General features: G+C 64.1%; 10 protein-coding genes. 7 read left to right on the forward strand and 3 right to left on the reverse strand.

What is annotated here, in order from left to right; genetic code table 11:
* The first annotated feature begins 127 nt into the window (after window positions 1-127).
* The 3 genes from HMPREF2682_RS00715 (at window position 128) to HMPREF2682_RS00725 (ending at window position 7,615) form a co-directional block, all read left to right on the forward strand.
* A complete protein-coding gene (locus tag HMPREF2682_RS00715; RefSeq protein ID WP_070830554.1) occupies window positions 128-1,255 on the forward strand; it encodes an efflux RND transporter periplasmic adaptor subunit in 1,128 nt (375 codons plus the stop codon).
* Window positions 1,252-3,462 carry an ABC transporter ATP-binding protein/permease gene (locus tag HMPREF2682_RS00720; protein ID WP_070830556.1) on the forward strand — a complete coding sequence of 737 codons (2,211 nt, stop codon included), beginning with the start codon at window positions 1,252-1,254 and terminating at the stop codon, window positions 3,460-3,462. Before HMPREF2682_RS00715 ends, HMPREF2682_RS00720 begins: the two co-directional genes overlap by 4 nt.
* 187 nt (window positions 3,463-3,649) lie before the next feature.
* A complete protein-coding gene (locus HMPREF2682_RS00725) occupies window positions 3,650-7,615 on the forward strand; it encodes a thiol reductant ABC exporter subunit CydD/CydC (RefSeq protein WP_246827227.1) in 3,966 nt (1,321 codons plus the stop codon).
* A gap of 114 nt (window positions 7,616-7,729) precedes the next feature.
* Here HMPREF2682_RS00725 and HMPREF2682_RS00730 read toward each other — a convergent pair whose 3' ends face one another.
* Window positions 7,730-8,515 (reverse strand): sulfite exporter TauE/SafE family protein, encoded by a 786-nt coding sequence (locus HMPREF2682_RS00730; RefSeq protein ID WP_070830560.1) that lies wholly within the window; start codon window positions 8,513-8,515, stop codon window positions 7,730-7,732.
* A gap of 149 nt (window positions 8,516-8,664) precedes the next feature.
* Window positions 8,665-11,190 (reverse strand): DNA gyrase/topoisomerase IV subunit A, encoded by a 2,526-nt coding sequence (locus HMPREF2682_RS00735; RefSeq protein ID WP_070830562.1) that lies wholly within the window; start codon window positions 11,188-11,190, stop codon window positions 8,665-8,667.
* Window positions 11,191-11,476: 286 nt separating this feature from the next.
* Here HMPREF2682_RS00735 and HMPREF2682_RS00740 point away from each other — a divergent pair, with 286 nt between their 5' ends.
* Window positions 11,477-12,070, forward strand: coding sequence for a DUF5998 family protein (locus HMPREF2682_RS00740; RefSeq protein WP_005506389.1), 594 nt, complete (start codon window positions 11,477-11,479; stop codon window positions 12,068-12,070).
* 81 nt (window positions 12,071-12,151) lie between these two features.
* Window positions 12,152-13,432, forward strand: a complete 1,281-nt coding sequence (locus HMPREF2682_RS00745) for an alkaline phosphatase family protein (protein WP_070830564.1) — start codon at window positions 12,152-12,154, stop codon at window positions 13,430-13,432.
* 140 nt (window positions 13,433-13,572) lie between these two features.
* On the opposite strand, the gene sepH is transcribed toward HMPREF2682_RS00745, so the two are convergent.
* Window positions 13,573-14,745, reverse strand: coding sequence for a septation protein SepH (gene sepH, locus HMPREF2682_RS00750; RefSeq protein ID WP_210400845.1), 1,173 nt, complete (start codon window positions 14,743-14,745; stop codon window positions 13,573-13,575).
* 327 nt (window positions 14,746-15,072) lie between these two features.
* On the opposite strand from sepH, the gene HMPREF2682_RS00755 reads away from it, so the two are divergent.
* Complete coding sequence (locus HMPREF2682_RS00755; protein WP_005506382.1) at window positions 15,073-15,372, forward strand: DUF4193 domain-containing protein; 300 nt, start codon at window positions 15,073-15,075, stop codon at window positions 15,370-15,372.
* A gap of 240 nt (window positions 15,373-15,612) precedes the next feature.
* Window positions 15,613-16,059 (forward strand): dUTP diphosphatase, encoded by a 447-nt coding sequence (gene dut, locus HMPREF2682_RS00760; protein ID WP_049354821.1) that lies wholly within the window; start codon window positions 15,613-15,615, stop codon window positions 16,057-16,059.
* The last annotated feature ends 56 nt before the right edge of the window (window positions 16,060-16,115 follow it).

Raw genomic sequence — 16,115 nt, forward strand, 5'->3', positions numbered from 1 at the left:
TTCAAGCAGTACGTTCTGGAGCACCAGTAAACCGGGGCACTAAAAGACAGCGCACCGAAAGACGGCGCTAAGAAATAGGCAGCGCAGAGAAATAGACAGCGCTGACACAGTTTAGAAAGACACCGCCATGACCACTCACACGAAAAACCAAAACAGCGGGCACCGCTTCAGCGAGCGCATCGCCCGACCCCGCGTGCTCCTGCTGCTCGCAATCCTCGCCATTGGCTCGCTCATGCTGTCCTTCTACCTGGGCACCCGCTACGCAGCCACCGGACCCGACCCGACCGTGCAGGCGAAAACCGTGATCCCGGTCTGGGCGAAGGTTGAAGAACGCACCGTCAGCGAGGGTCTCGCCATTGCCGGAACCACCAAGGCCGGGGAGACCGCCCCGATTAGCGCGCGCACCAACGGTGAGCCGGTGCTCGTCTACCAGAACCAGAAGCCCGGTAACGTGCTCAAGGCCGGTGACTTCATCGGCATTATTGGTGCCGACCCCGTCTTCGTGCTGGAGGGGCCGCTACCGCTGTACCGCGACCTCAACCTGGGCGATAACGGCGACGACGTGCTCGCCTTCCAGAAGGCACTGAACTCCGCCGGGTACGCCACCGCTCAGAGCGGCACCGTCACCGAAGACACCCTCGACGCCGTCACGCGCCTGCACCGCGCGCACCTGACCGGCGTGCCCAGCGAAGGGGTCACCAGCATTGCCCGCAACAACTACGCGATTCTGCCCGGCGGAAGCCACACCGTCACCGCAGTTGCGGCAGTCGGCCAGCTCATTAACGACGGCAACCCCATCGCGAGTGTAGAAACCAGTGAACCCTACGTGGAATCCAGCGTTGAGCTCTCCGTTGCCAATAAGCTCAAGGCCGGCGACCGCGTTAGCCTGCGCACTTCTACCGGCAGCGTGGAGGGCACCATCACCAGCATTGGTGAGCTGCAGAACGACCCATCCAAGGGTGCGGCAAAGAGCGTGCGATTCAGCGCCGACGACCCGAGCAAGCTCACTCCGGGGCAGAGCGCCTCCATCACCAGCAAGGGCAACACCTCAACCACCCTCGCGGTGCCAACTACCGCGGTACGTCAGGACTCCCAGGGCACCTACGTGCTCGTTGAAAAGGGCGGAAGCTCCACCTCGACCAGCAAGGATGCGCCCGCCACCGAACGAGTCAACGTTGAGGTTCTGCGCACCGCCGGCGGATACGCCGCGATCAATGCGAACCTCAGCGCGGGACAGAAGGTGCTTGTCTCATGAGCCGCCGAAAGATAACCCCCGAGCGAGCCCCCGACGGCATGACAGCCCCGCACGGTAGGGGAGAAGCCGCGGTACTCAATGCCGCCCCTGGCACTGCACCCGCTATCGAAATGCACGGCATTACCCGTGTTTTCGAGGGGAGCGAACGAGCAGTCCTCGACCACCTCGACCTGGTGGTGGAACGCGGCGAATTCCTCGCCATTATTGGTCCGTCGGGCTCCGGTAAATCCACCCTGCTCAACGCCATTGGCCTGCTCGACACGCCCACCAGCGGAACCTACAGCCTCTTCGGCAAAAACACGGAAGGACTCAGCGACCGAGAACGCGACGAAATGCGCCGAGACCACCTCGGCTTCATCTTCCAATCCTCAAACATGCTGCTGGACGAAACCAGCACGACCAACGCCTCCATGGGTCTGCGCGTGCAGGGCGTACCCTACAGCGAGCGCCTGCAACGCACCGAAGAAACCCTAGAATTTCTGGGGTTGAGCGACCGCGCCAGCATCCGCACCCGCTATCTTTCCGGCGGCGAGAAGCAGCGCTGCGCTATTGCCCGTGCCCTCGCCACGCGCCCGCCGCTGATTCTTGCCGACGAGCCCACCGGCAACCTGGACAGCCACAATAGTGCCAAGGTCATTGAGATTCTGCAGCGCATTAACGCGACCGGCTGTACCGTGCTGGTGATTACCCACGACCCGGAGGTTGCCGCCGCCGCCCGCCGCGTGATCCGCATTGAGGATGGGCAGCTGCACGAGCAGAGCCGCGCCGACTCGGCTACGGTGCCGGTCGCTGAGGTTGCAACGGATACCCCTGCAGAAGCTACGGTAGACGCCTCCGCCGGCCTCGCACCGGGGGAGAAGCCCGCTACGCATCGCCGCGGAAGCTTCCTCACCGACGACAGCATCGAGGCAATCTCGGCGCTCACCTCACGACCGCTACGCACCCTGCTGCTGGGCCTGTCCTTCGCACTGGGCGTGGGCGGACTCATCAGCGCCTCCGGCATGAGCGAATCCGCCAGCTACCAGGTGAACCAGCGCCTGCTCGGATCCGAACAATCCACGCTCTACATCAGCGACAGGGACAATGACCAGAACATGCTCGGAACCTACCGGCAGGGCGAATCCGCGCAGAATGTTGCCGACCGCATTAGCGCGCTGGACTACGTGAAGAACACCGGATTCGTTAGTAGCGTGGCACCCGCCGACGTGCGAATCACCCGGTTCAGCCCCTACGAGGACGAACCCAAAACGGCGATTGGCCTCAGCTCCACCTCGAAGACCAGGCTCGAGCAAATCGGTGCCCGCATGAACCCCGAAACCCTGCGTGCGCTCGAACAGATGAACTCGCCCCTCACCCTGCAGAACGTTGCCGACCGTGAACGCGCCGAGCAGCTCTCGGGCGCCATCGTCTCGGTCTCCGCTGCCCGAGCCCTCGGCATTATTCCCGAAGATAAGGCGGCAGATAACGCCACGGCGGAGCCCCGACCCGGTGAGATGCCCGTCGTCGACTACGGCATTAAACTCGGCGGGCTGCCGCAGGTGGCACCCGGCGTGAGTATCTGGGTGGACGGTCAGCTGATGCCGGTCATCGGCCTCTTCGACCCCGGCAACAGCGGCTACGAATTCAGGAACACGGTCATTGTCTCGCCGGGCACACTTCAGCGCACTGGACGCGGCCAGGTGACCTACATTGCCGAAACCGAACGAGGCTACGGCAAGGCGGTAGCCAAGGCCATTCCGCTGACGCTCAAGCCCGCTGAGCCCAGCCAGATTAACGTGGAAACCCCCTCCGACCTGCAGAGCCTGCGCGCGTCTATCGCCTCGGATCTGGGTCTGTACGTGGGTGTGCTCTCCGGGATTCTGCTGGTGCTCGCCTCGCTCTCGGCGGCAACCGCCATGTACCTGTCCGTGCAATCGCGCACCGCAGAAATTGCGTTGCGCCGCGCCATCGGATCGAGTAAATGGCTGATTGCCCGCATCTTCCTCATGGAGGGCGTCATGCTTGGTGTGCTCGGCGGCTCCATCGGCGCCTGCTCCGGCATGATTGCGACCATCATTCTTTCGCTCGTGCAGGGCTGGCAGGCGGTTCTCTCACCCGGATTCGTGGTGCTCGGCGTGGGCGTTGGCGCCCTTACCGGTCTGGTGTCTTCGGCATACCCGGCGTGGGTGGCATCCCGCAAGAGCCCCGCCGACGCGATGCGCGGCTAAAGCGCCCGTACGGGGAAGCAGACTCACCAAATCCCCGAACTATGACCGGTCAAATAGGTATTAGATAGCCCAAACCTTAAAATAAGGGGAGGTAAAAACACCAGAGACTAGGTCAAAGGACAAAATCGTGAGCCGAACGCACACACCGCGCCACGCTGACAAACATCAGAACACAGAGGCACCAGAGGTGGCCGAAGGAAAGCGCAACGACCGCGCTGACCGTCGCCCGCCTCTGGGCCCTGACGCCCGTAAAACCCTCAGCACGTTCGGCATTATTACCGCCGTGCACACCCTCGCGACGGTGCTTTTCAGTGCCGCCCTGGCTGTGATTATTGCCCGCGCGGCACACGCCGGATTCGCCGCTGTCGCAGCCGAACACGCGCGTCTCAAAGAGACGAGCGCGCCGGACGTGTACCGCGCCTACGTTGAGTTCGCCGGCTCCGCGCAGGCGCAGCTGGAGGCGCACGGCGGCTGGCTACTAGGCCTCGGCGGTATCTTCGGTGACGGTGACGCCATTACCCCCGGCCTGCTTGCGGTCGCCGTGGCTGCGCTGCTCGTCCGCTCGGGCACCGACTATCTGCTGGCTGTGAGCGCGCAGCGTGCAGCCTCCGGAGCGAAGTCTCAGATTCGTTCCGCGCTACTCAAGCGCGTGCTCGCCACCGGTGGCGCAGACACCCCCGAGGGTACCGGCGCGACCGCTGTGCTGCTGTCCCGCGGCCTGAATGCCCTGGACGACTACTACACCAAGACCCTGACCGCGTTTGTTTCCACCGAGGTCGTGCCGGTCCTGCTGTGGGTCGTTGTGGCGGCCCTAGACTGGATGAGCGCCATGGTCCTGGCATGCACCTTGCCGCTTATTCCGGTGTTCATGATCCTGATTGGTAAGAACACCCGCGACGAAACCGCAGAAGCTCAGGCTGAACTGCACCGCCTCTCCGACCATATTCTGGAGCTGGTGCGTGGCCTGCCCGTCATTATCGGTCTGGGCCGCGAACGTGCGCAGACCCGCGCCATGAACGCCCTTGGTCAGCGTTACCGTGAACGCACCATGCAGACCCTGCGTAGCGCCTTCATGTCTTCGCTCGCGCTGGAGCTCATCACCACCATTTCGGTGGCGCTGATTGCTGTGCTGATTGGTGTGCGCCTGGTCAACGGCACCCTGGGCCTGGACACCGCAATTCTCGTGCTGCTGCTGGCTCCCGAGTGCTACCAGCCGCTGCGTGATGTGGGTGCCGCCTACCACCAGTCGGAGGACGGCGTTGCCGCCCTGCGTAGCGCCCAGAAGATTATTGATGCGCCCCTGCCCGCCCCCGCTGCGGACTCGACTGCGCAGGATTCGGCAGCGCAGAAGGCCCAGCCTTCCACTATCTCTGTTGAGGACCTGTCGGTGAGCTACCCGGCGCGTCCTGCCGTGCTGACTAACCTGTCGCTGAATCTGAACCGTCGCGTTGCCACTGCCAACGGTGAGCGCGGCGCGGTCATCGGCGTGATGGGCGAGTCCGGTTGCGGTAAGTCCACTCTGCTGAACGTGTTCTCCGGTGCCGTGCGTGAGGGCCTGGTGCCCACCGGCTCGAAGGAGCCCGTGCACCTGACCGGTAGCGTGACCGGCCTGGGCACCACCCTGGTGATTCCGCAGTCGCCGGTCTTCACCGCGCCGACCGTGCAGACCGAAATGGCGCTCTACGCACTGAGCGCTACCGAGGCTGAGCGTGAGCGTGCAGCCGCTCTGCTCGGTGAGGCGATGGACTCCAAGAAGCTGTCCGTCACCGATGCCGAGTCTGCTCTGCTGGTTGGTCCGCTGGCTCAGCTGGGCATGGAGAAGCTCACCGCCCTTGAGCCCGGTGCCCTCAGTGCCGGTCAGGCGCGCCGCCTCGCCGTGGCACGCACCCTGGCTCGTGCCGAGGCTATCTACCGTGCTGGCGGTGATCAGACCGTGCTGACCGTTCTGGTGGATGAGCCGACCGCCCACCTGGACGCCTACTCGGCATACCTGGTGACCCGCGCCCTGCACCGCCTGGCGGAACTTGGCGCAACCGTGCTGATCGTGACCCACGAGCAGGAGCTCGCCGCTGGCTGCGACACCCTCGTTCGTGCCGTGCAGACCGCCCAGGGCTATACCTGGACCGCCGAGGCGAACACCGCCCGCGTTGCGGTTCCTGCTGAAGCCCCCGCGCACCTGCTCAAGGACAGGGAAGAGTACGAGGCTGAAAGCACCGCCCCGGCGGGCGCCTCCGCAGCTGCCGAGGCCGAGGAAGCCGAGCCTGCCGGCCTGTTCGCAAGCCTGCGCACCCTGAAGGAACTGACAGGTATTGGTGTTCGCGCCGCAACCGGCCCGGTGATTATGGCTGCGATTACTTCTCTGATGGCTGCGGCACTGATCGCGCTGTCCGGCTGGCTGATCGTTCGCGCCGCCGAGGGCCCGGCAATGATGTACCTGATGGTTGCCATCGTGGGCGTGCGTTTCTTCGGTCTGGGTCGTGCCTGCGCCCGCTACGCTGAGCGTCTGATGACCCACTCGAAGGTCCTTGCCGCCGCGAATATTCTGCGTCTGCGCGCCTGGGTTGGCGCATGGCAGAGCGTGAGCAGCGTGCGTGCCCTGCTGCGCGGTGACGCGCTGCTCGAACGCCTCGTGGGCGGTATTGATGAGCTGCGTGACGGCGTGCCGCGCGTTATTATTCCGCCGGCCGCGCACCTGCTGGTCATGACCGCGGCGCTGATTACGACCGCGTGCATCCTGCCGCAGGCTCTGATTCCGGTCCTGCTTGCCGTGCTGGTCAGCACTTTTGTGGCTCCGTGGATTGTGCTCCGCGCCGACGCCCGTGCGGAGGCGCTGGCTCGCCGCTCCACCGCGCAGATGCTGCGCCTGGGTACCGGCATGCTCTCGGCTGCTGAGGACCTGCGCGCTAACGGCGTGGCATCCACCGCTGAGAAGGCTAACGGTGCCCTGGACGCCGAGAACCTGTCCGCCCTGCAGAAGGGCTCGACCGCTCAGGGCGTGGGCCGTACCCTCGTGACCCTGAGCTGGTTCGGTGCGGCCCTGGCGAGCGCAGTCATTGCGTACCCGCTGGCTGTTGACGGCACCGTGCGTGCCCCCGAAGCGGCGATTGTGGTGCTGCTGTGCACCGGCATGCTGGAAAGCTCCCTGGGTCACGTTGAGGCGGTCCGCTCCTGGCCCGCGTTCAGCCGCCTGCTGGCGACGATTGCCCCGAGCGTGCGTGACGTATCCCTGGAGGGTGTTGTCGCCACCTCGACTCTGAAGCGTTCCGTGCCGACCGAGGCTGAGGTGGACACTCACGTTCTGCCGCGTCGTGCTGAGCGTCTGCGTGCCCGCGCGGAGGCTGAGATGGAGGAGCTGCTAGAGGCTGACCGTCAGCGTGCCCAGCGTTTTGCCCGCCCCGAATCTGCGGCTGGTTCTAAGAGCGATACCCCGCGCCCGCCGAAGCCCGGCGAACCCACCCTGGTCAGCTGCGGTACCCCGCAGGAGCTCGGCGTGAAGGTCACTGAGACTGATCCCGCCCTGAGTCTGCAGGACGCTGCCGCCCGCTGGCCCGGTATGGATCACCCGGTCTTCACCGATCTGAACATGAACGCCCGTGCGGGCTCCTGGACTGCGGTGACTGGCCCCTCCGGTTCCGGTAAGTCTACGGTGCTTGCAACCGTTCTGGGTTTCTTGCCGCTGGAGTCCGGTCGTGTGCTGGCTTCCGGTGAGGTCCTGGAGGGTGAGCAGCTGCGCGGTTACGCGGCGTGGTGCCCGCAAGCGGCTCACATTTTCGAGTCGACCCTTGAGGGTAACCTGATGCTGGCTCGTGACCGTTCGGATCGCCCGAGCGAGGAAGAGCTGATTGAGGTTCTGCGCCGTGTGGGTCTGGGCGAGTGGTTTGACGCTCTGCCTCAGGGCCTGCGCACCCCGGTGGGTGCTGGCGGTTCTTTCCTGTCGGGTGGTCAGCGTCAGCGTCTGGCGGTGGCTCGTGCCCTGCTGGTGAACTCGCCGGTGCTGCTGCTGGATGAGCCGACCGCGCACCTGGACGCTGAGTCTGCCCGCGCGCTGATGGCTGACTTGGATGCGGCGACCCGCTCCAGCTCCGTGGCTACAGTTCTGGTGTCGCACCGTCCCGAGGATATTGCCCGCTGCGATGAGGTGGTTCGCCTCTAAACGCAGCTGAGCGTAGCCGCCACGGGCGAGATTGAACGCAATAAACTGCGAGGAATGCCCCGGTACTTCGTGAAAGTACCGGGGCATTCCTTGTGTACGGATAGGCTCGTGGCATTAGACCCAACCGAGTATCTGCGCGCTCAACCGCAGCAGCATGAGGGTCATAACGATAACGAGCACGCGGCGAATGAATCGCTCGCCCAGGTGAATTGCGGTGCGGGCACCAACCCAGCTTCCCGCCATGTTGGCGCATCCCATGGCGATTCCGAGGAGCCAGTGAATTGAGCCCAGGGGAATGAAGTAAAGGAGCGCGCCGAGGTTGGTGGCGGTGTTGAGAACCTTGGCGGCGGCGGTCGCGTGGAGCATATCGTAGCCCATGGCTACCTGCAGGGCGACGAGCATCATCGCGCCGGTGCCAGCCCCGAGGATGCCGTCGTAACCGCCCAGAATCAGACCCAGCGCAAAGCCGCGCACTAGGAACGATGAGGTTGCGAGCACGCGAGGTTGCCCGCGAGGTATGCGCGGTTGTAGCACCGAGAAGATGAGGATAGCGGCTAGAACCACCACAATGGCGGGGCGGAAAATATGCGCCGGCAGAATTGTGGCGCAGTACGCGCCGGCGGCAGAGGCGCAGAACGCCACGAATGCTACGGGGAGCAGGATTTTCCACGGGATTTTGAGCGAGCGAATATAGGTTGAGGCGCTCGTCAAAGTGCCCATGGAGCTGGCAACTTTATTGGTGCTCAGGGCGGCGACGGGTGAGAACCCGGGCGCCATGAGCAGGGCTGGGAGCTGGATCATGCCGCCTCCGCCCACGACAGAGTCAATGCATCCCGCGCAGAAAGCGGCGAGCAGGAGCACGATAAATAACTCTGGTGTGACGGACAGTAAATCAAGCACGACAAATCCTCTAAGAATAATGCGTCAATAAATGTGTGCTGTGTTACTTAAGGTACACCAGATAAAAGCCGGGGGCGAAGACACACACAACGTGTCTTCACCCCCCGGCTTATGAACAACACAAGGTCGAAAGGCAGTGAACCGCGTGCCTAGAAGAGCTTTTCACCCTCCGGGCTAACCGCCAGCGCTGTGGAAACAGCCGCATAGTTCGGTCCCACAATGCCGATGCTCTGAGTGAGCATCACGCCGGAACCGTCGCGGGCACCGTGCTCGGTCGGCAGAGAACGCGCCACACCGCCGGAGGACGCCGCCTTCGCCGGGCCCACGCCCACCCACGCCAGAGCCAGCTGGCTCTCACCGGTGAGGAAACGGTGCGCACGCACACCACCGGTCGCGCGGCCCTTCTGTGGGTACTCGGCCAGGGCGGTGACCTTGGCGCTCGCCAGGCCGTCCTTGCCGTTGGTGACGGTCACGACCTCCGCCGCGTCGCCGGGCGCGGTCACACCCAGAGCAATCACGCGGTCGCCGTCGGCAAGCTTAATACCCGCGATACCGCCGCCGGTGCGTCCCTGCGGGCGAACCTTCGCCGCGTCGAAGGTCAGCAGCTTCGCGTCGCGGGTGACGAAGGTGAGCACCATATCGTCGGTGGGGCAGGGGGCTGCGGCTACGATTTCGTCGCCGTCCTTGAGCTTCATGATGTCCCACTCGGTCTGGTTGAGCGGGTAATCCGGGTTGAGGCGCTTGATGACGCCGCCTGCGGTTGCCATCGCCAGCACCGTGTTCAGCGGTACGAGGGCAACCAGCTTCTCACCCTTGGCGAGCTGAACGAGCTCGGCTGCCTTCACCGCCGTCGCCATGGAGGGGGTGCCGCCGTTCTCGTCCAGCACCGCAATGTCCATGACGGACAGACGCACCATGCGTCCGGCGGAGGTCACGGCACCAATCTCGCCGCGCGCGGTGGTCGGCACAATCGAGGTGAACACGTCGTGTTTGAAACGCTTGCCGGGATCCACGAGAGCCTCCCGGATGGGCTTGCCGGGGGTGCGTCCCATCATGCCGGAGGCGGAGAGCAACACCCAGCACGGGTCGTCCGCAATCTCGAGGGCGAGGCCCAGGCTCTTCTTCGCCTTGGACTGCGCGGTGACCGCCTCAATGGCGACCTGCATGTCGTCCTTGGTCTTGAGCTGGGTGCGGCGGTCGGTGCCGTAGCGTTCGGCAACCTCGGCGAGCTCGTCAGAAACCAGCTCGCGCAGTGCCGCATCGGAGCCGAGGATACGCTGCAGTTCCGCGATTTCCTGCTGCAGGGTGTCGCGTTCTGCTTCCAGTTCCAGGCGGGAGTACTTGGTGAGCTGGCGCAGGCGCAGCTCCAGAATGTGGTTCGCCTGGGTGTCGGTCAGGTCGAAGACGACCTTCAGCTTTTCACGTGCCTGAGCGGTCTCGTCAGATTCGCGAATGATCTGGATGACCTCGTCAATGTCGAGGATCGCCACGAGCAGGCCCTCCACCAGGTGCAGGCGGTCGGTGCGCTTGCCCAGGCGGAATTCGGTGCGGCGGCGGACCACGTTCAGGCGGTGGTCAATGTACACGCGCATCAGGTCGAGCAGGCCGAGGGTCTGCGGCTGACCGTCCACAAGCGCCACGTTGTTGATACCGAAGGAATCCTCAAGCGGAGTGTGCTTGTAGAGGGCGGCGAGCACCGCCTCCGGGTTGAAGCCGTTCTTGATTTCGATGACGAGGCGCAGACCGTTGGTACGGTCGGTCAGATCGACCACGTCGGAGATGCCGGTGAGCTTCTTGGAGTTGACGCCGTCCTTGATCTTTTCGATGACCTTTTCGGGGCCGACCATGTACGGCAGTTCGGTGACGACAATGCCCTGCTTGCGGGGGCTGACCTGCTCGATGGAGACCTTCGCGCGGGTCTTGAAGGTGCCGCGGCCGGTTTCGTAGGCGTCACGGATGCCTCCCAGACCCACGATGGTGCCGCCGGTGGGCAGGTCGGGGCCGGGGATGAACTTCATGATGTCTTTGAGGGTCGCCTCGGGGTGGGCGATGAGGTGGCGGGTACCGGCGATGACCTCGCGCAGGTTGTGCGGCGCCATATTGGTCGCCATACCGACCGCGATGCCGGTGGTGCCGTTGACGAGCAGGTTCGGGAACGCTGCGGGCAGCACGGAGGGCTGCATGAACTGGTTGTCGTAGTTCGGTACGAAGTCAACCACGTCTTCTTCGAGGTCCGCGGTGAGTGCCTGCGCGGCGGGCGCCATGCGTGCTTCGGTGTATCGGGCGGCTGCCGGGCCGTCATCGAGGGAACCGAAGTTACCGTGACCGTCAACGAGGGGCAGGCGCAGCGCGAAGGGCTGGGCGAGGCGCACCATGGCGTCGTAGATGGCGGCGTCGCCGTGCGGGTGGAGCTTACCCATGACCTCGCCGGTCACGCGGGCGCTCTTGACGTGGCCCTTGTCGGGGCGCAGGCCCATCTGCTGCATCATGTAGAGGATGCGGCGCTGCACGGGCTTGAGGCCGTCGCGGGCGTCGGGGAGGGCGCGCGAATAAATCACCGAGTAGGAGTATTCCAGGAAGCTGGTTTCCATCTCGGCGGATACGTCGATGTCGACGATATTCTCTACCACATCCACCGGGTAGTCGCTGACGGCGGATTTGGATCGGCGAGCCATATATCTCCTCGTGTCGGTGTGTTTTCGCTCCTCCTATTTTAGCGGGTGGTAGCGGATGAGACGGGCTGGTTGGTCGGCGTCATCTGTGGGGTGCGCCAAGGCGGTTGCGGGGCAGTAACCGAAGCATACCGGGGGATTGCACACCGTCATATGAGCCTGTATTAGCGTGGTCAAGTAGCACAGCCCGGCTGGAACCCTCTAAGGTAGAGGGGAGTAATACCTAACCGCCTTCATCGTGTGCGCCGACCGACGTCGCCTCATGAGGGCACCGCACGAAAGAGGTACGATGTACGCCACCACCCCCGAACGCGAGCAACTGGTCGCAGACATTAAGCATGCCGGTTTCTACCCCGACCTCGTGCTGGAAGTGGTGGATGACGCGCTAGCGGGCATGAACCCGGACGCGCACTTCGTACAGCATGAAACCCACTTCTCACGCGATGATTTTCACCGCCACATCACCGTGATGGTGCTCTGCGGTGAGCACGTCATCTTTGCGCACCTGGATGACCAGCACCTTGAGGGTGACGCGCAGGGCACCGTGGCGCATGTGAGCGTGGAGGCAGTGCACCTGAGCGCCCTGAACGCGGTCACCATCAGCTACGGTTTCAGCCAGCCGCAGGCGTACAACGCCGGTAGCACCGCTCCGACTGAGATTTCCTTCCAGATTGCCTGGACCGGTTCGCTGCACATGGAGCTGGCTCCTGCCGGCTGCCAGGATCCGCAGTGCAACGCCGACCACGGCTTCACCGGTGATGCGCGCCGCGAGGACATTGCGGTGCGTGTTTCGGCGACCGCTGACGGCCCGGAGTCGGTTCAGCGTGCGCAGCATTTTGCGCGTGCCCTGCACCGCGCCCGCATGTACGCAACCCGCCGATAAGCACCGGCATCGCGCGCCTGCCCCCACGGCGCTCGCGATTAGCGCTCGCCACACCCTGAGACACACACCCGAGAGGAACCTATGACGGCCCCGTCCCGCACCGAACAGCCCACTCTGCACGATGTTCTGGGCGCGCCGTTGCCTCCCGCGCCCGCTTACGGCAGTAATAGCATCGCCGATGTGCTGGAGTCCGCCTCCTCTCTGGTGGCTCAGCGAAGCCTGGCGCGCCCCGCGCACGCCCTGGATTCCGACCCGGCGTTCAACTCTGTAGCCGATCCGCTGAACCTTGCCGGTCGCCTCGCGGAGCATGACGTTGACCCGGCTTCGTTCCGTCACGCCTGCGTGATCATGGTGGACGGCCTGGGTGAGCAGCTACTCAACAGCTACGGTGGCTACGCACCCGCCCTGCGCAAGACCCTGAACCTGGGCCCGTTGGACGCCGCGTTCCCTACCACGACCGCCGCCTCCCTGACTTCGCTTGGTACCGGCACGGCACCCGGCGCGCACGGCATTGCCGGCTACGAGGTGCGCAACCCGGCTGGTAACGGGGGAGCGGGCTCGGTCATGAACCACCTCTCCGGCTGGGATCAGTCAGTGGACCCGCACGCCTGGCAACCGCTGCCGACCGTGCTGGAACGCCACCATACGAACCGCCGCGTGCTGACCATTTCGCTGGGCAAGTACCGCGGCACGGGTCTGACCGAGGCGGCGCTGCGCGGCGGCGACTTTGTGGATGCCGTCGGCTATAACGCCCGCGTCACCTACGCCCTGGAAGCGCTCTCCAGCCGCACCCCGACCACCGTATACCTGTACTGGGGAGAGATTGACGCGGCGGGCCACCGCTACGGCGTGGGCAGCGACGAATGGTTGCAGCAGCTGGAGGAACTGAACTCGGCTCTGAAGCGTCTGGCGGAGCGCGCCCCGGCGTGGGCGGCGCTCTTCGTGACCGCCGATCACGGCATGGTGAATGTGCCCGAGCACCAGCGCATCGACTACTCGGGCGTTGAGGAGCTGACCCGCAATATTGCGATGACGGCGGGTGAACCGCGCGCCGTGCACCTGTACCTGGAAGACACCTCGGAGGCGGCACGCACCGCCACCGCGCAGCGTTGGGCGCAGTACTGGGGCGAGCGCGCATGGGTGATTGACTCTCGCGAACTGATGCGTGCCGGCTACTTCGGCCCGGTCATCACGGATGCGGCACGCGGCCGCATTGGCGACCTGATGGTGTGCGCTCGCGACGACTGGGCGCTGTACGATATGCGCCACTACCAGGAGCGTGCCCTGCATATGGTTGGTCAGCACGGTTCGCTCACGGACGCTGAGCGTCTGGTGCCGTTGCGCATGCTCAAGACCTTCTAAGATTCGGAAGAGCCCCGCTCAGCGGATACAGGCTGAGAAGATAGAAAAGCCGCCGGTTATTCACGCGAATAACCGGCGGCTTTCGTATGTCTAGATGCTCTCGTCTTGATGCCTCTATCGGGCGGCGCGAGGGCGGTCGCTTACTTGCGGCCGCCGAAGATGATGTCGTCCCAAGCGGGAACGCTCACGCGCTGCTTCTTCGAGGAAGACTTGGGCTTCTCCGATGCGGGAGCTTCAGCAGCTTCTGCGGGTGCGGATTCAGCCGGTGCTTCAGCAGGCTCTTCGGCGGGTGCGTGTTCGCTGTAGTCTTCCGGTGCCGGATGCGCCGCGGGGGTGTGTGCGGCGGGTGCGCCGGTCAGCGGGCCGCGGGCAGATGCAGCCTCGGCGGGCGCTTCAGTAGCGGGTGCTGCGGGTGCCGCAGGCTCTGCAACCGGTGCGGGTTCTTCAGCCTTCGGAGCTTCTGCCGGTGCAGCAGCTTCGGGCGCCTCAGCGGGCTGGGCTGACTCGCGGTGCACGAACACCTCGGGCTCCTCAACCTGGGCGGGGCGCACCGAGCGGGCGCGTTCCAGCAGCTCCTTGAGCTTACGCTCATCAGCGCTCTCAGAGGAAGTAAGGGGTGCCGGTGCGGGCTCGGGTGCCTTCGGCAGACGGGCGGGAGGAACCTCCACGGGAGCCTTCTTCGCGGCGGCGGCAACAGCGTCCTCACTATTGCCCATCAGGAAGTACGCCGCCTCATTCGAAGCGTACAGGCCCTGGTTCGCCGGGTTGTACACCCAACGTGCCGGGAAGACGACCTGCGCGGGCAGGTTCTGACGCACCGAATCCTTCAGCGCAATATCAACCTCAACGCGCCACTGGCCGTTCTCCTGCTGGCGGGTGGTCCAGTCCTGGGTTGCGTCCTCAAAACCGTAACGCTCAGAGACTTCCTCAATGCGGGCGCTCAGGGTCACGGGAATCTGTGCGGTACCCGAAGCGGAGCTGCGGCGACCAATCTTCACGCTCTGAGCGGCACGAATAATGTGGGCACGCTCAGCAACAATAGGCCACTCGTAGCGGCGCACGCGCTCCGGCTCCCAACCGGACTCTTCAGCGATTTCCTCAACGGAGGCACCCTGACGGAAACGGGTCTGAATATCGCGCGGACCGAAGGTGCCCTTAGCGCCCAGACCGCGGGCAGGCTGAATACGGCGAGCCTTGGTGATGCTCGTGCGCAGGTTCGCGTCAATCGGCAGCAAGAAGCGGGTGCCGTCAGCAGACTCAAGCACCAGATTTTCGCCGTCATCGTGAACGCCAATCAGACGCAGTTCAAGCATGAGAACCTCCATAGGTGAACCGGACGCGTTCGTGAATGTGTTGCACGGAACGCAAACTACCTACCAGGGTACCGTGAAAGCGCGGTAAATCAGTAGCGGAGGCGGGATTTTCACCAAAAAAAGATGTACTTTTCGCACCGAAAAAGATAGAATGTGACGCCTAAACAGTCCAAAGCCTACCCAGGATTAGACAAATAGGGTGCCAATGGTGAACAATACCTGGCATGCCGTCAGGGTTAATTACACACCAGCGGCACCTAGAGCACTCAATAAACCAGCGTGGCCTAGTCCCAACACACAGCCACAGAACCAACGGAGCGTGAAAGTTTGGCAACTGATTACGATGCACCTCGCAAGCAGGACGAAGAGCAGAACGAAGAGTCCTACGAGGAGCTGAACGCCCGCCGTTCCGAGATGCAGTCCGGTGCGGTGGACGAAGACGAGAACAGCGCAGCAGAAAGCTTCGAGCTGCCCGGTGCTGACCTCTCCAACGAGGAGCTGAACGTTGTTGTTCTGCCCGCTCAGGACGACGAATTCACCTGCGCATCCTGCTTCCTGGTGCGCCACCGCTCGCAGATTGCACGCGAAGAGGGCGGCCTGTCCTACTGCATCGAGTGCGAGGGCTAAAACTTTAGGGAAGGGCTAACACCCGCCCGACATACACCTCATGACGGGGCGAGTGCCGAGTGCACCCGCCCCGTTGAGTATGTGAAAGCCGCGCACGCAAGAACAGCGCCGCGTCGCACCCACCATGGCACGCCGCCGCACGCGCTGAACGCGAACACGCAACGACAACACCCCGCAGTAGAGTCTCAACACAGCGCGAGGTGATGGCACAGACACCCGCGAAAGGTTAGAGTATTGACCATGATGACCCCCGTAAACGTCCACATTAAGCTGCTCGACCCCGAGCTGCCCGCACCCGCCTACGCAAAGCCCGGCGACGCCGGCGCTGACCTGCGCTCCCGCATCGACTTCGAACTGGAACCGGGCGAACGCGCCCTCGTCCCCACCGGCGTGGCGATCGCCCTGCCCGAAGGTTACGTTGGTCTGGTGCACCCGCGCTCCGGCCTGGCAACCAAGAACGGTATCACCATTGTGAACGCACCCGGCACCGTTGATTCCGGCTACCGCGGCGAGCTGATGGTCACCCTGCTCAACACTGACAAGACCAAGTCCTTCCACGTGCAGCGCGGCGACCGTATCGCCCAGCTGATCATTCAGAAGTACGAGCACGCAACCTTTACCGTGGTGGATGAACTGGATCAGACCGAACGCGGCTCCAGCGGCTTCGGCTCCAGCGGAATCCACTAGTCTGCTCTCACCGCGAAAACCGCACGAGAGAAGAGAAGAAACCCCCGCACCCTGCG

The organism is Rothia sp. HMSC061D12 (assembly GCF_001836735.1).
Taxonomy (GTDB): domain Bacteria; phylum Actinomycetota; class Actinomycetes; order Actinomycetales; family Micrococcaceae; genus Rothia.